The sequence below is a fragment of the Bacillus sp. JJ1566 genome (assembly GCF_036962685.1).
Classification (GTDB): Bacteria; Bacillota; Bacilli; order Bacillales; family Bacillaceae_L; genus Ferdinandcohnia.
In genome coordinates this window covers 1-20,303 of sequence record NZ_JBALOP010000052.1, presented here as the reverse complement: position 1 = coordinate 20,303, position 20,303 = coordinate 1, and the positions used below count along the sequence as shown (strand labels likewise).

Genomic DNA, 20,303 nt, shown 5'->3' with positions numbered 1-20,303 from the left:
ATGGGTTATTCATCAATATCTTTTTTATCCTTAGCATTTTTGGCATTGAACCGTCTTGTATCTTCTGAGCGAACATAAATCGGGCGCTTTGAAAGCTGGGAATATGGCAGCCGAACAAATGCATCCTTTAAATCTCTCATCCGCAGTGGGTAGATTGGTTCTAAGAATGGTCGACCTAAAGATGTTAATCGAATTAAATGTGTTAATAGAAAACAGAAACACATCACAATTCCTAATAATCCCCATAGCTGTGCAATAAGAAGAAAAGGAAACCGAATTAAACGGATGGTGTTACCCATCGTATAAACAGGTGTTGTAAATGATGCGAGTGCAGCAAGTGCAATCATAATAAGCAAGACATTACTTGTAAGTCCTGCATCAACAGATGCCGTTCCAATTACGATACCACCCACGATACCGATTGTTTGTCCAACCTTGGCCGGCAGTCTTGCACCAGCCTCACGTAGTAACTCAATAACTATTTCCAAAAACAAAGCCTCTAAAATTGGTGGCAATGGAACCTCACGTCTTGAAATAACCAAAGTTGCCAGTAAGTCCCGAGGAATTAACTCATGATGATAAGTAAGAACCGCAACGTATATTGGTGTTATTAATATGGAAAAGACTACTGCAAAAAGCCGAAGCATCCGAACAAAAGATGCAATATACCAATTCATGAAATAGTCTTCAAACGATGAAAAAAACTCGACAAGGGTCGTTGGTGTAATCAAAGCATGAGGTGAACCCTCTGATATTACAACTACCTTCCCCTCAACTAATACTGAAGCTGCGCGGTCAGGCCGCTCTGTTTCCAACAACTGTGGAAAGGGTGAGTTCTGATTATCACTAATGATTTGGGCAATAAAAGAACTATCACTAATCTGATCGAACTCAATATCACTGATGCGTTGCATAACCGTTTGCACATTTTCCTTCTCTACGATATCTTCTATATAAAGAATACCTACCTTTGTTTTTGAAACTTTTCCAACTGTCAATTCCTTTACTCGCAATTCAGGCACAGGGAGTCGCTTTCGGATCAAATTTATATTCGTATCAAGTGATTCAACAAATGCCTCTTTTGGCCCATTTACACTAAATTCCGTTAATGGAGGGCTCACTGACCTTTTTTCAAATTTCACAGCATCAATAAGGGCACAATAGCTGTCATTTTTGTGAAATTGAATCATAATACTGCCTTGTAAAAGCTTTTCTTCTATTTCCCTAACCTTATTAGTAATCACAATCTCCTTATTTGGAAGAATTCCTTTAAGATCGCGGATTGAATGAATTTTCGCGTATAGCAAATAAGGTAGAATCTGTTCGTTGAGTGTTTGTGTATCAATAATATTGCGCTGATAACAAATCCAAAAAGGGCGTATGGCTTGATTATTAAAATGACAAATAAAATCTGCTGATTTTCGGAAAGTTTGATAGATCTCCTCTATTAATCGAGGTTTTTTATACTCTTTCTTAAACCAATTCGCCATAATGATCTCCTCTTCACTTCTTCTCTTCTGTTAGTTATTCCATGAAATGTATGGAAATTATGCATGTTTTTTCTTTTTCTGATGAAATTATTGGAATGAAATCTTGGCATGAAAGAGGGAGTTAGGCAAGATACTAAAAGAAAAAGTGTATCCTGAGGTGATATAGATGTGGAATAAAAAAAGAATCGCGATCGTCGCATTGGTCATTACAATTGGACTCACACTATTCGTTTCTTTTTCTTTCTTTAATCATGATGATAAAGTGGGACCTAAATCATTTTCTTCTCCGAATCGTTCTTTACATTTAGGAAATGAAACAATTGATACGTCTCCCCAAATCATGAATGTGGACTCGATACAGCTATACAATAATGTTCAAAAACAGTTAGACACCCATAAAGAAATTGATGTGATTGACCATAATGGTAAAGACAAAAGTCATTACCATCACCATCAGGTCATCGTTGATTTTAAAAAGCACTTAACACAAGATGAAATTAAACAAATCGAAAAGGATATTGAAGGTAAGCTATTACGTAAACTTGATTCATCTTATATTTTTGAATCAAATAACATGAAAACAACTGAAATGATTTACTACTTCGAAAAAAATAAAAATGTGGAATTTGCCGAGCCGAACTATATTTTAATGCAAAACCAGCAGCACCCAAACGACCTTTTATACAATGATTTTCAATGGAATTTGCGAATGATTGATTCAGAAAATGGCTGGGGAATTTCACAAGGATCGGATAAAGTAAAAATTGCGATCGTCGATACGGGAGTCGACCTGGATCATCCTGACCTTGTTAACCGAATTGCTGGTGGCTATAACGTCCTAAAAGACAATAATGTTCCGGATGATGACAATGGTCATGGGACACATGTTGCCGGAATTATCGCCTCTCAAACAAACAATCACGAAGGAACTGCAGGAATTACCTGGTTTAACCCAATTATGCCGGTAAAAGTAATGGGCGCTGATGGATATGGCTCTACCTTTGATATTGCCCGCGGCATCATTTGGGCAACCGATCACGGAGCTGATGTCATCAACCTGAGTTTAGGTAACTACCAAGGCTCAAAGCTGTTAAAACAAGCGGTTGATTATGCATATAGACACGACGTAGTGATGGTTGCGGCATCAGGAAATGATAATTCAAGCCAGCCGAGTTACCCTTCTGCCTATCCGCAGGTTTTAAGTGTAGCAGCAGTTGATTTAAATGGAGATAAAGCGGATTTTTCGAATTACGGTGATTATATTGATGTGGCTGCACCTGGTGTGACGATACCAAGTACCTATATTGATGAACAATATGCAGCCTTATCAGGGACATCGATGGCAGCACCACATGTCGCTGCTCTTGCAGGATTAATGCGCTCAATCAATCCAAACCTTTCAAATAAAGAAATTATGGATATGATCAAGGGAACAAGCTTGGATCTTGGTAAAGCAGGAAAGGATATTTATTTTGGAGAGGGACTCATTGATATTGTGCAAGCCCTTCAGCAGGCAAAACAAGGAACTGGCTCTAAGTAAAAAAGTGGGGTTTCCCCCACTTTTTCTTTTTCAAATTCATATTCCATTTAATTATGGAAAGGATAAAAATGAAATTGGCAAAAATGAGTGGAGGAAGGACATTGTCTCATACTGGAACTCTACAACGAAGTGAGTATCGTCTTATCATCGCCGCACTTTTACTCATCGTCATTTTTGTCTCTCCCTATTTTATTCTTGGAGAGAATGCTCATCTACGAGTTCATGACAACTTAGATTCGAACCTTGCTTGGTATCGAGTATTAGCCAAAAGCAATCAAATGCTTGGACCGGTCAATGCGACCATCCCGCAAGTTATCAATGGAGAGCTTCAAAGAGGTGCTTTTGGAACAGAGCTTAGCGGAATTGTTTGGTTACATGTTTTATTTCCACCGATGGTCGCCTATGGGTTAAGCCAATTCATTACGAGATTTTTCGCCTTTCTTGGAATGTACTTGTTATTAAAAAAACATTTTCTAACGCGTGATGAATGGTCTTGGATTCGGGTTGGGGTTTCATTAGTTTTTGCCCTGACACCTTTTTGGCCTTCTGGAATGCTGAGTACACTTGGGATGCCGTTAGCCCTTTGGGCACTGCTTAATATTCGTGCAGGAGAAAAATCACGGGTAAACTGGTTAACATTAACCTTACTTCCGTTCTATTCGAGCATCGTTCTTGGTTTTTTCTTTTTCATAAGCGCGATGGGGATTTTGTGGATTGTCGATTGTCTTCGCGGTAAAGGCTGGAACCTTCGCTTTTTATGGGCACTCATCTATTTCACGTTCATTTTTATGGTAGTTGAATACCGACTTGTATACTCTTTTCTGTTTATGGATGAACCTAACAGTCGTGATGAATATTTTCATGCACGATTATCATTCCTTCAAGCCTTACAACTTTCCTTAAAAAACTATGTCGTGGGTCATACCCATGTACTAAGTGTTCATGGCTTGATCATTTTGCCTGTTAGCTTACTAGCCTTGAATCTTGTGATCGTAAAGAAGCGGTGGAAACAAGAGAAGGTTTTTCTTTTCTTACATATCCTTAATGCTACTTTATCCATTTGGTATGCATTTTGGTTTTATAAAGGCTGGATTCCTTTAACAGAACGGTTTCATTTTCTTAATACCTTTAATTTTGCAAGATACCATTTCCTTAGACCAATGGTGATCTACGTTTTATTTGCCATTTCCTTAAAAATCATGTGGGAGAACACAACTGGCTGGAAACGAGCAGCTTTTATTTTCCTGATTGCCCAATTAGTCATTGTGACCATTTTTAATGAAGAAATCAAATATAAAGAGAAGCCAACGTTTCAACAGTTTTTTGCAGAAAAACAATTCGAGGACATTAAAACGTATATCGGATTGCCACAGGAGGACTACCGTGTAGCCAGTATTGGCCTCCATCCTGCCATCGCTCAATTTAACGGGTTTTATACTCTAGATACATACAATAACTTTTATCCTCTTTCCTATAAGCATCAATTTCGTGAAATTATCGCGAAAGAATTAGAAAAGGATCATGATTTGCAGCAATACTTCGATGAATGGGGAGGCCGTTGCTATATCTTTCTAGATGAACTTGGTAAACATTATATGTTCGAAAAGACCTCCAAAAAGAAAATTAAGAAAATGGAACTGAATATGCAAGCATTTTACGATATGGGAGGAAGGTACATTTTATCTTCCTTACCCATCAAAAATGCTGCGAAAAATGACCTCGTGCTTGAACAAACCTTCGATTCATCAGAATCAGCATGGAGGATTTATTTATATCGGGTAACCTTTGATTACTGAGAGTTACTAGTACTAGTATTTTAGTCAATGAAAGTTGAAAACATTAGGTTTATGTCGCAATACAGAGGTTATTGGGACTCAGAGTGCTGAAAACATTTAGCTTGTGTCGCAATCCGCAGTTCATTTGTTTTGACTTAACCTAATCAATCGGGGGGATTCATCATGAACGCACCATCACTTACCATTGTCGTCCCTTGCTACAATGAAGAAGAAGTTCTTCCAGAAACAATGAAGCAGCTTCGTACCCTTTTAGATGAGCTTATTACAGACGAACTCGTTTCAAAAAAAAGTAGACTTTTGTTTATTGATGATGGCAGCAAGGATCAAACATGGTCGATCATTTATAAAAAAGGTCTAGATGATCATAAGATCAAAGGACTTAAGCTCGCACGAAATGTGGGACACCAAAACGCATTACTGGCCGGACTCTTTGCTGCAAAACGCGGGTCTGATTGTCTTGTTTCGATTGATGCCGATTTGCAGGATGATATTTCGGTCATTCGAGAGTTTTTAATTCGATACTCTGAGGGCTATGAAGTCGTATACGGTGTCCGAAAAGAGCGCAAGACAGATACTTTATTTAAAAAACATACAGCACAAGGCTTTTATAAATTGATGCAATTCATGGGTGTGAACCTCGTTTATAATCATGCTGATTACCGGTTAATGAGTAGAAGAGCTGTTGAAGCACTTGAACAATTTGATGAGAGTAACCTCTTTTTACGAGGAGTTGTTCCGCTAGTTGGCTTTCAATCAACGTCTGTTTTTTATGATAGAAAGGAACGAATGGCTGGGGAAACGAAATACCCGTTACGGAAAATGATCTCATTTGCTCTCGATGGAATCACATCCTTTAGTGTGACACCAATCCGCTTCATTTCCCTGATGGGGTTTCTCTCCTTTTTTGTCAGCCTTCTATTTGGGGGATACTTTTTTTATTTGAAATTTAGTGGACAAACCACGACAGGATGGACATCCATGATCACGTCGATTTGGTTAATTGGTGGACTGCAGTTGATTGCTTTAGGTTTTATCGGGGAGTATATCGGCAAAATCTATAAGGAAACGAAGCGACGGCCAAAGTTTGTTGTTGATATTGACACATATAATCTTGCGGTTCCTGAAGAGGTGCCATATGCCCCGGAAGAGGGTGAACTTCTGATTGATTACAACTCACTTTCTGAAACCAACTAATACATTTATTCGCTTTTTGCTTGTTGGATTCATAAATACAATTATTGGGCTCTTGAGCATTTTTTTATTGCTTGATGTAGTAGGTTTCTCCTACTGGCTATCGACCTTTCTCGGAAATTCGATTGGCGCTGCTGTCAGTTATGTGTTGAACAGACGATTCACTTTCGCTAGCGAGGCTTCGTTTGGAAGGAGTTTCCCCTTATTTGTTACAGTGATTGTAGCCTGTTATTTTCTTTGTTTTTCAATAAGTAAGATAATAGCTGGTTTCATTATTGTGGAGTATACAAATGAGTTAGCCGTTATAATAGGAACAGGACTTTATACAATCACTAACTATCTTGGGCAGAAATATATTGTGTTTTCATTGGAAAAAGCACTTTGATTAAGTGCTTTTTTTCATTTTTTTGTATTAAGAAGATACACTAGGCAAAATAAACCTCTTTTCGACAATAATTGCAAGAAAAACACTGTAAAATAAACCTTTAGTCCCTTTACGAAAATGCACTACTTTTTTACCATTATCTGTAGTGACTAATTTACCCTTCGAATTCCTTCACCTGTATCAATCCAAGTTAGAAATAACTGATAATCCCCATAAAGGAGTGAAGCATTTTGTCGCAAATACATATTAACACAAGCGCGTTGAATGGAAACATACCAGGCTTAAGCCAAACTATTACAAAACTGTCAAGTATAAGTTCAAATGTGAATTCTCTCAAGCACAGCATAGACAATAAAATTTCAAGCCGTAGTGGTATCGAAAGCAGATTGTCAACCGCTACGAGATCAATGCAAGACATTGAACGTGATTTAATTCAATTAAAATCATTTATTACAAACACAGTCCAAACATATCAAACAGCTGAAAACAAAGTATCACAAAAAGGGAAACAATTGGAGGATAAACTACAAGAATTTCGAAAAAACCTTCTTCCAAGTAATTTGTATGAATTCTATAACAATACATGGGGAGTTGTGGATGGGTTAATTACAGCAGGTCTTTATTCGGGAAGCGCGTTCCTCTACCAAGCCCTTGGATTCCAGTTTGAGAAAATGGATAATGGGCTATATCGATTCATAACGTCCGACAAAAATTTCAAAAAGTTTAATATCCCGACTGGTCGCGTGATAGATTTCATTGAACGGAATAAATATTTAAATACAGCTGCCCGTTTCTTAGCAAAACCATCATCCCTATTTAGACATAAAGATAAGTCTTTATCTGAGTTAATCTACAATAAATATACAAAGCAATTTCCGAAAACCGTTGTGAATTATGCCAATAATGTAAAGGCCATGATGTTAGGAGCATCCGATGATGGGGCAAGAGGCGTCATGAATGTGATTAAAAATAATGCGGGTGCGATGACAAAAAATTCCCTTCGTTTCTTAAAAGGAAATGCTATTCTTGCAGGGGGAATTACAGTCGTAACTGAAGGCATCGGAGCAACTATTAAAATTACGGAAAACTACGCCTTATATGGCAATGATATTGAAAAATTAAAAACAGAAAATGCAAAGGTTGTGGGCGAAGCAGCCTATAAAACAGTCGTTAATACGGCAGCATCTACTGCAGGTGCCGTCATCCTTGGTGGCGCATTAAGCGTACTCGGTCCTGTTGGTACTGTTGTCGGCGCTAGTGTTGGAGGATTCCTCGGCAGCCTTGTTGGTGATGCCATTACAAAACATACACCACAATGGGTAACAGACACCGCTGTTAAGTTTAAAGACAACATCCATAAAGGAACTGAGTTTATCGGAAAAGGTGTAGACAAGGTAAAAGAAGGATTTAATGTTGTAAAAAATAATGCTGTGAACTTAGTAAAAGGTGCTGGTAAGCTCTTTAGTAATTTGGGGTTTGGAGGTTAAATGAATATTATGAAGAAATTTTCACTTTCTGTTGAAGAGGTAATCTTTTGTTTTTACAGTGAAGGTTATTTTGAACAAGGAAATGCTTTAAGACAAGTGTACTTTGGAGATTTAGGTGATGAAAAAGTAGAACTCATGTTAGAAACGGCCAATCGCTCGTTATTATCGAAAGACCTATTAATTTATAAAAATCGTAAGTTTACAATGGTTGACGACCTGAAAGAAATTGTCATTTTCATTAACTCTGCGGAACAGACTGTTCGTTCTTCCAAACATGGTGATCAAAACGCTGAAGAAGCGACCTCCTATCATATAGGGGATAGCTTCGTGGTTAAACAATACACAAAATACGATGATCAGGTCCATGTATTTGAAAAAATCACAGATAAAGATGTCGTTGATGATCTAGTGGAGTTCTTTGGTGTAAGTGAAGAAGACCCATTGTCCAATTCTGCTCTCAAACTCACACAAGAAGAATTCGAAGGTTTACTTGAAATATTTGATAGTAACGATAAACAGTTCGACCTTCCGCATTTTGAAGGTGAAATGGATCAGTTTTTCAAGGTATTATGGGAGGCAAATGGCAAACTGAACACCCTAATGTTTATCGAATTTAGTGAAAAGAACGAACCAATTGTTGATAATGTAATCCTGTTTACAGATAACAAAGAGAAAAACTATGAAATAGAAAAAATAGGCGATAACTTCAATATTAAATTAAGCAGCAGAACCTCCATGAAAGAGCTTATGAACAAATACACGAAGGTTCCTCAGTGAAACTAAAAAAAGCTATGGAATAAGCGTTTCATTATGAAAGGATCGATGTTTTTTTATGAATAACTATTTGATACCAAATAAAAATGGTGTTGACCTTGTATATAAGAGCGGTGGGGTTGGTTGCTTATACATGGGAGCTGGTGTAGGACTTATTGCCTCTCTAATCCTTCTAATCATCGGAGCTACTCTTGGTACATTCAAAGGATTTATTGGAATCATCATAGGCATAATCGGTGTCCTATTTACAGGCGGTGCTATCCTAAGACTCATTTCTGTACTATCAAAGAGTAAAGTTTTGATTACAATTGAAGATGGCCATATAGTTAACCGTAAAAATCGTGTACCTCTGTCTGAAATCACGGATGTATTTTACGGATGGCATACTGAAAAATTAAGTGGCGGCGTGTTCCAAAACCTCGTTGTCACTACAACAAACGGAAAAAAATACTACTATTCTTACTATAACTTAATTCCAGATCAGGTCCTTAAACAACTAGTCGAGGAATATATCCTGCCTCTTGCAACTCTTACCTGCAAGATTAATTGGGAGAAAAAACGAAAAAATTCTAGTGAGACTATTAAATTATAGGGACTGAGGTAGGGACAGAGCCTGAGTTCCACAAAAAAAGCACTTTTTTTAAGTGCTTTTTTTCATGTTCTTTATTGTTTTTTGAAGGAAAACAACACCAACGCTTAAAAATACGATCATTAGGATGGCCGGTAAATGACTTTTTATTGGAAGAACAGCCGGATTGATTTCGGCACGCGTGCCCATCACTTCCTTTGGAATATCCATTTTGAGCTGCTTCATCGCAAGTTGTCGACCATCATCCCCTAGTACCTGGAGTACACCCTGTTCGTTCATTGCCATTTGAACGGTTTCATTTTTCTTTTGAGTGTATTGAAGTGGTTTGTTCAAATGATAGCTTTCATTCTGTTCACCGTAAAACTTCTCGTCTGCCGCCACCTCTGTTACCTCAAAATTTTCAAAGCCATAATCTAAAAGTTCCACTGTATCTTCGTACGCATATTCATTCTGCTCTGCCTTTAAAACAATGGCAATCAAAGACAAATCTCCTTGTTCAGCGGATGTTGAAAGGGTATAACGCGATTCTTGAACAAAACCAGTTTTCCCACCAGTAATCCCATCATAAGGGATTTCGCCTCTAAGTAATAAATGGTGGCTGAATAGGGTGGTATCCCATGATTCTCCGTCCCATGCTAATTCCTTTGTCCCAAAAATCTCACGAAAATCGGGATTTTTTAACGCATATTTCGTTATTAACGCAAGGTCATATGCCGTTGTGTAGTGATTTTCATCAAAGAGACCATGTGGATTCGTAAAATGAGTCTGTTTGATGCCAATTTTTTCTCTTAAATATTGATTGAGTGAATCTGCAAAGGCCTCAACACTCCCATTCAGATGCTCTGCGATCGCAACTCCGGCATCGTTTCCGGAATTAATCAATAAGCCTTGAATAAGATGTTTTAATGTGACCTGCTCTCCTTCTTCAAGGTAAACGCGCGTACCACCTGTTTCATAGGCGTTTGCACTTACCGATACGACATCATCTAAATTTCCTTTTTCTATCGCATAAATGGCCGTTGCCATTTTCGTTAAACTTGCTGGATACATTTGTGCATGACTATTTTTCTCATATAGAATTGAACCAGTATTTGCATCTAATAAAATGACCGCATCACTCTTAATCGCTGGTGCGTTTATGGACGGAGAATTCTCCGCAAAAACTTGAAAAGGCGAAAGAGAAGTCATCAAAAATACTAGAATCAAAATAAAATTAAGTTGCTTCATTTCACTTCTCCCTTGCAGTGTTTCCAATTCTATAGGACAAAAAAACCTATCCCATCGTCCCACGATTCTACAATTACAGGTATTCGAATGTCAAATTGGTTTTCTGACTGGACAGAGAAAAGCGCAAGGCGCCTGGAGCCAGACAGAGAAAAGATGTTGGCATGATTTATTGCCAAACATCTACAATTTCTTTATTTATGGTAGGTGTATATGGAACTCCATTCGTGGATGATCGTAGTTGCCAAAAGTGCTTCCTTAGCATACTTTTCAGCGTTCTTCATAAGTTCTTTTTCATCTATCTGACCTTCAAAATCAGGATTTACTTTATAATACATGTATGTGTTCTTTTCGTTTTGACGAAATCGAACAAACGCAACAAAATCCTTTTTTTTATAGACGGAATAATAGTAATCTGTAGACTCTCTAAACAATTCAAAATCATTCCAATTGGTTGCCTTGTACCTTTCCGCTTCTGTCATTGGGACAAGGTGCAGATCTATGATAACATCTGTAAAAATGTCTGTAACCTTAAAATGCTCCACTACAATAATGGTGTCCTCATTAAGCTCAAACCCATCATTGTGCAACGGCTTCTCCCAGCTAAAAACATGGTCCTCGATAAATTCATCTAAAGTGGAATTTTCCCCGTTTGCAATTCGTTCTCCCACTTGACCTTGAATTTCGCCAAATCGAATTTCATAAAAATCGGTAATCTGGAGGTTAGCTTTATGCTCATCCCGCTTTGTAAAAACCTGAATGATATCACCAATTTCGCTTTTTTCCTCGCTCGGTAATTGATCATACCAAACCTTGGGGGTACAGGTGACCGTCTTCACACCACGTAGTACTTCTTCTAGCAGTCTTTCATCATATTCATCTCGACCCCAAAAATCGATTCGTTTCATTCAAATCACCTCTTCCACTACTTGAATTATATAATGAATGATTTAAAATGAACAACAAAAACTCGCCAAGCACGAAGGTAAAATGGCTAATTTTCCTATTTAATGTCTTCGCATAAAAGATTGGATACTTCTCATACTACGAATGAAGTACTAAGAATGGAGTTGAAGAAATTGGGTAGAACGAAGCGTGGAAATGCGAATGCGCAGCGAAATAATAATGTGAAAAAAGGAAATAGAATCAGCGAGGAGCTCGTTGAATTTGCATCCTATACAGAGGTAGAGGCAGAAAAGCAAAACGTTCAAAAGAAGAAAAAGAAATAAGCTAGACTGGCCAGGTTTCGCCTTGGCCAGTATTCTCACCAATAAAAATTCTGATAAAACCAATTCAGGATTAAAACGAGAATCCCAGTTGATATATTAAACCATCCCAGAACCTTACTAACTTTTTGTTCTTTCTTCATATTTGCTTTTTTATAATTCTTCACATCAAACATGAGAATCAAGATTCCGGTCGTTACACTTAATATTACAATGTAATTTAAATACCCAATAAACACCATGTTGACTCCTTTGGTACACAAAGACTATTTTGCCTTTGAACCTATTCTTCGAATTTTTGTTGTACAATTGATATCAATTGTCATATCCTTGAACACTTCACGCCATTTCTCCAATTAGCCAAAAAGCCTGTTTTAAAAATGCTTTTTATACCATGCCGCAGCTGCTGCAACCTCAGTTCCGGTTAACATATGTCCGTGATTTTCCCAGTGAACCTCGACATCCGCATTTGCTTTTTGTAAGAGGTCACTGAGATCATCTGTTTCTTGTGCAGGACAGATTGGATCATTTTTTCCCGCAGCAATAAAGACTGGTGTACCTGTTAAATTAGGCAGCTCGATATCCCGTCTTGGTACCATTGGATGATGGAGGATGGCTCCTTTTAAGGCGTCCTTGTAATGGAATAATAAGCTTCCGGCAATATTTGCTCCATTCGAATATCCAATTGCTACAATATTATGTCTATCGAATGAATATTTTGTAGCTGCTTCATCAAGAAATTCATTTAATTCTTTTGTTCGGAAAATAAGATCCTCAATATCAAACACACCTTCTGCTAAGCGACGGAAAAAGCGTGGCATGCCATTTTCAGATACATTTCCACGAACACTTAATACAGACGCTTCCTCATCAATATGTGGTGCCAACGGTAATAAGTCAGATTCAGTTCCTCCAGTTCCATGTAATAACAGAAGTGTTGGTTTTGTTTTATCTATACCTTCTCTAAAAATATGCTTCATAATATAATTCCCTCCAAAAGAATAGACTCATTCTACTATTTCCTATTTTTAATTCAAATAATAGAATTAATTAAAGTATCTTAAATTCAAGATAATATACTATAATCTATTTGTCAAATGACATATAACGAGGACAAGACTCATATCCTTTTATATATGTTTTTAGGAGGGGCCGTATGAATCGAAAAATTATCATTCCGTTTATTTTATTAGCTTTTTTACTAGGATGTACTTCCAATTCAAAGACAGCCACAGAACTGTACAGCATACTTGATCAGAATCTCTCACAGAAGGATAAGGCCATATTAGAAAGCCTCCAAAGTCATGTACAAAAGTTTATCCAGCTTAATGAGGAACTAGACATGCTTTTGGATGAAATGAAAAAAGATGATGAACTTGAGGCCGCCATTGAAACGATGCAAATCGCGAACGAAGAGGCAATGTACATTTTCAACTTAATTGAGCTTGATGATCAACCTACCAATGAAAATTTACATGAATTAAGGAACCTTGTACAAGCCTCTATTGAAAAATACATGGAAGTCATGAGAATACAGCTTGAAGGAATCACAACTGGCGACCCAAAGAAAACAGATGAAGCTTATAAAGAAATGAAAATGATTAATAATGAATTTGAACAATTATATCGGGCAATGAATGGTTAAATTGATTGAGTGCGTCTTTATGCTAAAGAATAGAAAACGATTTTTAGCCTATACTACCATAGATAATGATTTGAGGAGGTTGCCTCATGGACAAGCATAATGTTCGCTTATCCAGCGCTGAAATCGGTGGACTATGGACCACGTTTATTCAGGGTAGTTTGACGGTATGCTTAATCAAATATTTTCTTCACCATTTACGTGATGAAGAAATTAAAGCTATCTTGAAAGAGGCTTATCAAATATATACTGGGCAAATGAAAGAAATAAAGCGGATTTTTTCAGAAGAGAAGATTCCAATACCTGATGAGTTTAGTGATGAGGATTTGAACTTGTCCGCACCACCACTGTTTTACGATTCATTTGCACTCACATTTGTTTATGCAATGAGTCGAATGAACATGATCAATTTTAGTTTCATTACAGTGAATATCGCTAGGGAAGACGTTCGGTCATTTTTTTCAATTGGCTTAACAGATGCATTGAAGCAATATAATGAGGCTACACAGTTAATGCTTGAAAAGGGGATCTATGACCGACCACCGATGGTTGTCTACCCTACTAAAAATGAGTATATCGAAAAGAAGACATATTTAACAAAGCTAATCGGTGGAAAAAGACCATTAAATATGATTGAAATTACGGATATGTTTTTTAATATTGAGCGCAATTACTTTGCAATTATCCTGTGTATGGGGTTTCAGCAGGTGGTCCAAGACAAGGAAATTCTTGAGTTTATAAAAGAAGGACGAGAGATTTCTGAGAAGCAAATTACCTTTATTAATGACCTATTAATAGAAGAAAATCTAATGGGGACAACGTCCATCCCAATGGAGGTCACAGGTTCGACCGTTTCACCGTTTTCGGATAGATTGATTCTTACTCTTTTCCATGCTCTTAACGGAATCGATATTACTCTTATTGGCCATGCCCAGGCATTATCGATGAGAACAGATTTGGTTGCATTTTACTCTAAAACGATCGGAGAAATTTTCTTATACTCTGCAAAAGGCTTTAAATTGCTAGTTGAACGAGGATGGATACAAGAACCGCCTCATAATCTGGACCGAAAAAATTAAATAATACTCAAAAATAACCGACGTGCAATTTAAGGCACGTCGGTTATTTTTGAAATATTTGAAACCTCTCCCACACTTCCTCTAAATCTGACAGATGTTTTTCAATTTCTCCCCGTTTTTTTCGACCAACTGTCGTTAATAACGCATTTACCAAGCTTAACGGAGCCACAAACGAATCAATATAAGATGGCATCTCACTAGGTGAGCAAAGAACAATATTCGCATAAGGAATCAAGGGCGAGAGCATTGTATCTGTAATAGCAATGACATTTGCCCCCTGGTCTTTGGCAAATGATACTGCTTCAATTGTATTTTTCGTATACCTTGCAAAGCTGAGTCCAATTACAACATCATCTTCATTTATTCGAAATAACTTTTCAGAAATACCATTCGGATTCCTAATTAACTCTGTATTCTCGAACAATAGATCTAAATAAAACTCCATAAAGGATCCGAGTGAAACGGCACTTCGATTCGCTACAATAAAAATTCGTTTTGCCTCAATAATTGACTGAACAGCTTGATGGAAGGCGGTTATATCAAATTGATCTGCCATTTTTTGAATACGGTTGATTTCTTCTTGAAACATTTCGTAAACGGCTTTGTCCTCTGAATCATAAATATCATCAGAAATTTTTAGACGTTCCACTGTGGTGAGCTGTCTTTTTACAGAATCCTGCATCGCCTTTTGCCACTCCGGATACCCGCTATATCCTAAAAATGTAGAAAAACGAACAACAGTTGCCTCACTTACATCTGCCATTTTTGCCAACTGACCTACTGTAAAAAATGGAACAGATTCTGTGTTGCCTAATACATACTTTGCAATTTTACGTTGTGATTTACTCATTTCTGGTAATTTATTCGTTATATGTTGGTACACTTCTTGCATTTTTCTAATCGATTCCTTTCACACCCCTAATCGCCCTCTCATGCTTTCTGATAGTTTCTTTAATATCTTCTTCTGTATGCACGATAGACATCGAATAGCGATTAAGTGGCTTTGTATAGATTCCCAGCTTTAAAAGTTCATAATCTATTTTTTTCCGAAGATTCATATCTGCTGCTAACAAATCCCGGTAATTTCGGATTCTATGATTCGTATGGACAAGATTGAAAATACTTCCCATCCCAACAGTCTGGAGAGGAATCCCATATGAATGGTAAAGTTGTTCAAGACCTGAACGAAGACTTTCTGTTTTTTGTATTAACTCTGGGTATATATTTTCTCCTTCTAGTACCTTAATTGTCGCTAATCCCGCTGCAAGTACAAGCGGATGACCATTATAGGTTCCACTATGAAAAAGGACATGCTCCTTCATTGTAGCCTTTCCACCTGCGGATAAAATATCTCTTCCTTTGGAAGGATCCATGGTCTCCATAATATCTCGGAGTCCACCGACAGCTCCTATTGGGAATCCACCTCCCAATACCTTTCCTAGGGCTGTAAGGTCTGGCTTAATTCCGTAAATCGATTGAGCACCTCCAAGTGTCAAGCGAAATCCAGTTTTAACCTCATCAAAAATTAAAACAATCCCAAGATCATTCGTTAGCTTCCGAAGTCCATCCATAAATTCTTTTTCAGCTGGTATAAATCCACCTTGAACAGGTTCAATAATAACAGCTGCAATATCGTCCTTGTATTGCCGTACTATTTTTTCCGTTGATTCCAAATCATTAAAAGGTAGGATAACTGTATTTTCGACGTTATGTGCTGATATCCCTTTTGACTCTGGTACAGAGTTTGGTTTCTTCTCATCTCCAGCTTCATCTATGTCAGGATTTACACTTAGCAAGACCTCATTATAACCTCCATGGTAATGCCCTTCAAATTTGGCGATTGTTGTTTTACCTGTATACGCTTGAGCTAACCGAATTGCTAGTAATGTAGCCTCCAAACCTGAATTGGTATAACGGACTTGCTCGATACCAGGAAAATAATTTATTAGTTTATTCGCCATTTCTGCTTCTAAAGCATGTGGTGCTCCAAAAACGGCTGTTCCAGCAGATGTGAATTGATGAATTACGGCAGATGTAACTTCTGGGTGTCCGTGCCCAAGAAGTAGTGCCCCATAGCATAATAAATAATCGATATATTCATTTCCATCAACATCAACTAACCGGCTCCCATTTCCTTTCTCCATAAAAATCGGATGAGGCGAAAAATATTTTATATTCGCTGAAACTCCTCCGGGAATGACAGATTTTGCGTCAGCGAATAAATTTGCAGACCCAATTGTTTTTTCAGAAATAAGCTCTTTGTTAGATTGAAACAATGTCAATCGAAACACCCCTCAGAAATTTATATTTCATATATTTTATAAATGAAATATTTATTTCATTATAGAGTGAGACAATCTCCGAAGTAAATAAGTAATTTAAATTTTTCCTTCGACAAAAACAGTAAAAAACCACCCCTTATTGAAAAAGGGTGGTTGAACTCTAGCTCAGTGAAATCGTTGGAGCTTGAATATTTTCTTTTGGGCGGCGGGATTGCATAAACAATACCGCAGCTATTGCAACAATACCTACCAGTCCTAGATAGATATCTGGCGAGATTAAACAAAGGCCTCCCGCAAAGAGAATTAAGCGTTCCCAAATATAAGTTCTTCGTATAAAATAGCCCACCATCGCAGTACTTACACCTAACATTCCGATAATTGCTGTAATTACTGAAATAGTTAAAAACGGGATTTCATAGTCAATTAAAAGCATTTGTGGATTGATGACAAAGAAAAACGGAATGATATATGCCGCGGTTGCCTGCTTGGTCGCTGTAACCCCAGTCTTAAATGGATTTGCTTTAGCCAATCCTGCAGCGGCATAGGCAGCTAAACAAACAGGTGGCGTAATATCAGCAACAATTCCAAAATAGAAGACAAACATATGGGCCGCTAAGATAGGGACATCTAACCCTTGAATTAATGCTGGAGCAGCAAGTGTTGCGGTTACAACATAGTTGGCGGTTGTAGGCAATCCCATACCTAAAATTAAACATGCAACCATTGTAAAGACTAAGGTAAGGATTAAACTACCTGCACCTAACTCGATGATACCATCTGCAATCCTACCACCTAGACCTGTTTGAACAACAACACCTACGATTATTCCAGCAGCAGCACAAGCTGCAATGACAGGTAAAGCAACCCTTGCGCCTTCTTCTAGTGTTTTTATAATTCCCCATAAGGACAGGCGTGTTTCTTTTTTAATAAGACTCACCAAAAATGCAATAAATATTGCAAGCAAAGCCGCCCTCATCGGTGTGCGCCCAATTGCTAACGCATAAAAAATCACAAAGATAGGAAGAAGTAAATAACCTTGCTTAATCATTAAGTCTCTTAAACTAGGTAATAGATTCTTCGAAACACCGATAATACCTAGTTTCTTTGACTCATAATGTACGGCTAAATATACTCCTAAGAAATATAAAAGGGCAGGTATAATAGCTGCAATCATGATTTGGCTATACGGTATATTGGTATAGGATGCCATGATAAATGCAGCAGCTCCCATAATTGGCGGCATAATCTGGCCACCAGTTGACGATGAGGCTTCAGTTGCTGCAGCAAATTCCGGAGTATATCCAGCCTTCCTCATCATTGGAATCGTAAATGCGCCTGAACCAACTGTATTGGCGACAGAGCTTCCTGAGACCATTCCTTGAAGGGCACTTGAAACAACCGCTGCTTTCGCCTGCCCTCCTGTAAAACGACCCGTTAAAGCATATGCAAGATCATTAAAAAATTGGCCAATCTTTGTTCGAATTAAAATCACACCGAACAGAAGGAATAAGAATATAAAAGTTGATGAAACTTGAATTGGCGTGCTATAGATTCCTTTCGTTGTTAGATATAAATCACTTGCAAGTGTGTTCCATGAAAAACCACGATGCGAAAAAAGTTTTGTTGGAATCAAATTCCCATATAAAGCGTATAGAATGGCAACACCAGCAACAATAACTATTGGTAAACCAACACACCGTCTTGTAGCTTCTAGAACGAGTAATATACCAAAAGTTGCTACAATGTAGTCTGGTGTTGTGTAACCAAATACAATTCTTTCTGTAACTAATGCTTCATAGAAGAAAACATTATAATAACCAACACATAAGGAAATAGCTGCTAAGACAACATCGTACCAAGGTACTCCCTTTTGCTTCCTCTGTAATCCTTTTTTTGCTGGATAGAGTAGAAAGATTAAACATAACGCTGTTCCCAAATGAATTGGACCTTGGATACGCGCCTCAAATGAACCACGGTAGCCCGTATATAAATGAAATAGTGTTAATAATACAGCAATCGTCAGTACTACCCATGTGAATTTTCCTAAGTTTCTCCGATATGTACTTTCCCGGTCATATTTTTCTAGAATTTCATCCGTTTTTTCTAGTATCTCTTCAGTTGATAGGTTTTCATCATCCATCATTTGCTCATCGTTGTCATTTTTCCTTTTTGTGAAAAACCATTTCATTTCCTTCACCACCTGGTCATTTACTTATTAGTGAAAAAAGGGCCAGAACACATAGTGTTAAAGCCCTTTATTCCTTTTGAAGCTATTAATCTAGGATTCCAATTTCCTTATAATACTTTTCTGCACCTGGATGGATTGGTAACTCACCTAATCCGCTGAGTGCATTTTCTTTTGTCATGTGGGCTGATTGTGCATGTGTATTTTCACTTGCTTTTTCAAGCATAACCTTTGCAAGTTGGTATGCTAGTTCGTCATCCACTGTATCTGTATTTGCAACAAGAATAGCATAGGCCGATACAACATTTGCATCCTCTTTTAGCCATTCGTAAGAGCCTGCCTTGATTGTGTAGCCTGAGTAACCGCTATTTTCTTCAACAACATTTAGCTCATCGCCAGTTACCTCTAAAAACTTGACATCTCCTACTGATGCCTGAAGCTCATCTATTCCAGCGTCTGGTAAGCCTAATAAGCCGAATGAAGCATCAATCGTACCATCCTGAAGCTTCGACTTGGCGTCACCAAATCCTTCTTGATATGCATCATAATCCCCATCATTAATACCATAGGCTGCTAATACTGCTTTAGTTGCTGTTTGCGTTCCACTTCCTGGAGGTCCAATCGCAATTCGCTTTCCTTTTAAATCAGCAATTGTTTCTACTCCTGTACTTTCGCGTGTAATAATTTGAAGAACTTCTGGATAAATATGTCCAATAAATGCGAAATTCTCAACCTTCTTACCCTCGAAGTCACCTGTTCCGTTAAGAGCATTGTAAGCAGGTAGATTAACAGTCATTCCAAGGTCAAAATCACCATTTGAAATTTTCGCTAAGTTCTCTACTGAGGCACCTGATTCGGTTGATGTTACGTTAACGCTTTCAATATTCTTGTTCCAAACATTTGCCATCTCTGCACCAAGTGGAAAATATGTACCACCTTGGCTACCAGTACCCATGAGAAGATCAACCGTTTCCTTTTTACCGCTATCTCCTCCACCATCATCCTTGTCGTCACCATTCGTGTTATCACTACTACAAGCAGCAATGACTAAAACCAATGCTAATAGCAAAGTAAGAAATGAGTACTTCTTAAGCATTTGCATTCCCCCTATTATTCTTTTTTTATGTAGAACCTCGGTAATGAGGTTTACTACCAAACTACCATTTTGGTTTAAAATGGGATTTTTACCAATTTTAAACCTACAAATATAGGTTAACACATATTGTTTATAGTTTGCAAAATATTTTTAATATTTACTTAATGTGTTTGAAATAATAATTTTAAAAAATTATCAGATAAACTTGAGATTTATTACATCTGTTTGAAACCTTTTTCGGTCTCTTTACGTAAATAGGATAATTCCATTTTTGAAGGGAATTAGGAAAAAATCGGATTGCATACTATATATAGTGT

Annotated in this window: 19 protein-coding genes; 10 read left to right on the top strand and 9 right to left on the bottom strand. The window is 37.6% G+C overall.

Going from position 1 to position 20,303, the window contains the following annotated elements; genetic code table 11:
* Positions 1-5 precede the first annotated feature (5 nt).
* Entirely contained in the window at positions 6-1,490 is a 1,485-nt protein-coding gene (locus V7112_RS18480; protein WP_335422573.1) for a spore germination protein, read from the bottom strand.
* A 166-nt stretch (positions 1,491-1,656) separates the two neighbouring features.
* Between V7112_RS18480 and V7112_RS18475 the strand changes: the two genes are divergently transcribed.
* The 7 genes from V7112_RS18475 (at position 1,657) to V7112_RS18445 (ending at position 9,255) form a co-directional block, all read left to right on the top strand.
* On the top strand, positions 1,657-3,030 hold the full coding sequence (locus V7112_RS18475) for a S8 family peptidase (protein WP_335422572.1): 1,374 nt from the start codon (positions 1,657-1,659) through the stop codon (positions 3,028-3,030).
* A 101-nt stretch (positions 3,031-3,131) separates the two neighbouring features.
* Positions 3,132-4,826: a DUF6044 family protein gene (locus V7112_RS18470; RefSeq protein ID WP_335422570.1), complete on the top strand. Its 1,695-nt coding sequence runs from the start codon at positions 3,132-3,134 to the stop codon at positions 4,824-4,826.
* A gap of 162 nt (positions 4,827-4,988) precedes the next feature.
* The gene (locus V7112_RS18465) at positions 4,989-6,020 is read left to right on the top strand and encodes a glycosyltransferase family 2 protein (protein WP_335422568.1); all 1,032 of its coding nucleotides are present in this window, start codon (positions 4,989-4,991) and stop codon (positions 6,018-6,020) included.
* Positions 5,989-6,402: a GtrA family protein gene (locus V7112_RS18460; protein ID WP_335422566.1), complete on the top strand. Its 414-nt coding sequence runs from the start codon at positions 5,989-5,991 to the stop codon at positions 6,400-6,402. The genes V7112_RS18465 and V7112_RS18460 overlap by 32 nt, the downstream gene beginning before the upstream one ends.
* A 230-nt stretch (positions 6,403-6,632) precedes the next feature.
* The gene (locus tag V7112_RS18455) at positions 6,633-7,889 is read left to right on the top strand and encodes a hypothetical protein (RefSeq protein ID WP_335422563.1); all 1,257 of its coding nucleotides are present in this window, start codon (positions 6,633-6,635) and stop codon (positions 7,887-7,889) included.
* A gap of 9 nt (positions 7,890-7,898) precedes the next feature.
* Complete coding sequence (locus tag V7112_RS18450) at positions 7,899-8,666, top strand: hypothetical protein (RefSeq protein ID WP_335422560.1); 768 nt, start codon at positions 7,899-7,901, stop codon at positions 8,664-8,666.
* 55 nt (positions 8,667-8,721) lie between these two features.
* Complete coding sequence (locus V7112_RS18445) at positions 8,722-9,255, top strand: DUF5381 family protein (RefSeq protein ID WP_335422559.1); 534 nt, start codon at positions 8,722-8,724, stop codon at positions 9,253-9,255.
* Positions 9,256-9,303: 48 nt separating this feature from the next.
* Here V7112_RS18445 and V7112_RS18440 read toward each other — a convergent pair whose 3' ends face one another.
* A complete protein-coding gene (locus V7112_RS18440; protein ID WP_335422557.1) occupies positions 9,304-10,479 on the bottom strand; it encodes a D-alanyl-D-alanine carboxypeptidase family protein in 1,176 nt (391 codons plus the stop codon).
* A gap of 191 nt (positions 10,480-10,670) precedes the next feature.
* Positions 10,671-11,384: an ASCH domain-containing protein gene (locus tag V7112_RS18435; RefSeq protein WP_335422555.1), complete on the bottom strand. Its 714-nt coding sequence runs from the start codon at positions 11,382-11,384 to the stop codon at positions 10,671-10,673.
* Positions 11,385-11,555: 171 nt separating this feature from the next.
* Here V7112_RS18435 and V7112_RS18430 point away from each other — a divergent pair, with 171 nt between their 5' ends.
* Positions 11,556-11,705, top strand: coding sequence for a hypothetical protein (locus V7112_RS18430; protein ID WP_165439141.1), 150 nt, complete (start codon positions 11,556-11,558; stop codon positions 11,703-11,705).
* A 35-nt stretch (positions 11,706-11,740) separates the two neighbouring features.
* Here V7112_RS18430 and V7112_RS18425 read toward each other — a convergent pair whose 3' ends face one another.
* Together V7112_RS18425 and V7112_RS18420 are read right to left on the bottom strand one after the other, a co-directional pair.
* Complete coding sequence (locus tag V7112_RS18425; protein ID WP_335422553.1) at positions 11,741-11,941, bottom strand: CLC_0170 family protein; 201 nt, start codon at positions 11,939-11,941, stop codon at positions 11,741-11,743.
* Positions 11,942-12,076: 135 nt separating this feature from the next.
* Entirely contained in the window at positions 12,077-12,682 is a 606-nt protein-coding gene (locus V7112_RS18420) for an alpha/beta hydrolase (RefSeq protein WP_335422552.1), read from the bottom strand.
* 176 nt (positions 12,683-12,858) lie between these two features.
* Between V7112_RS18420 and V7112_RS18415 the strand changes: the two genes are divergently transcribed.
* Both V7112_RS18415 and V7112_RS18410 read left to right on the top strand, forming a co-directional pair.
* Positions 12,859-13,347, top strand: coding sequence for a hypothetical protein (locus V7112_RS18415; protein ID WP_335422549.1), 489 nt, complete (start codon positions 12,859-12,861; stop codon positions 13,345-13,347).
* An 86-nt stretch (positions 13,348-13,433) separates the two neighbouring features.
* On the top strand, positions 13,434-14,423 hold the full coding sequence (locus tag V7112_RS18410) for a DUF3231 family protein (RefSeq protein WP_335422547.1): 990 nt from the start codon (positions 13,434-13,436) through the stop codon (positions 14,421-14,423).
* 43 nt (positions 14,424-14,466) lie between these two features.
* Here V7112_RS18410 and V7112_RS18405 read toward each other — a convergent pair whose 3' ends face one another.
* The 4 genes from V7112_RS18405 to V7112_RS18390 all read right to left on the bottom strand — a co-directional run bounded on the left by V7112_RS18405 (position 14,467) and on the right by V7112_RS18390 (position 19,986).
* The gene (locus tag V7112_RS18405; RefSeq protein ID WP_335422544.1) at positions 14,467-15,315 is read right to left on the bottom strand and encodes a MurR/RpiR family transcriptional regulator; all 849 of its coding nucleotides are present in this window, start codon (positions 15,313-15,315) and stop codon (positions 14,467-14,469) included.
* A gap of 4 nt (positions 15,316-15,319) precedes the next feature.
* Complete coding sequence (locus tag V7112_RS18400) at positions 15,320-16,705, bottom strand: aspartate aminotransferase family protein (RefSeq protein ID WP_335422542.1); 1,386 nt, start codon at positions 16,703-16,705, stop codon at positions 15,320-15,322.
* Between the two features lie 160 nt (positions 16,706-16,865).
* Positions 16,866-18,893 (bottom strand): TRAP transporter permease, encoded by a 2,028-nt coding sequence (locus tag V7112_RS18395; RefSeq protein ID WP_335422540.1) that lies wholly within the window; start codon positions 18,891-18,893, stop codon positions 16,866-16,868.
* Positions 18,894-18,978: 85 nt separating this feature from the next.
* Positions 18,979-19,986 (bottom strand): TAXI family TRAP transporter solute-binding subunit, encoded by a 1,008-nt coding sequence (locus V7112_RS18390; RefSeq protein WP_335422539.1) that lies wholly within the window; start codon positions 19,984-19,986, stop codon positions 18,979-18,981.
* Positions 19,987-20,303 lie beyond the last annotated feature (317 nt).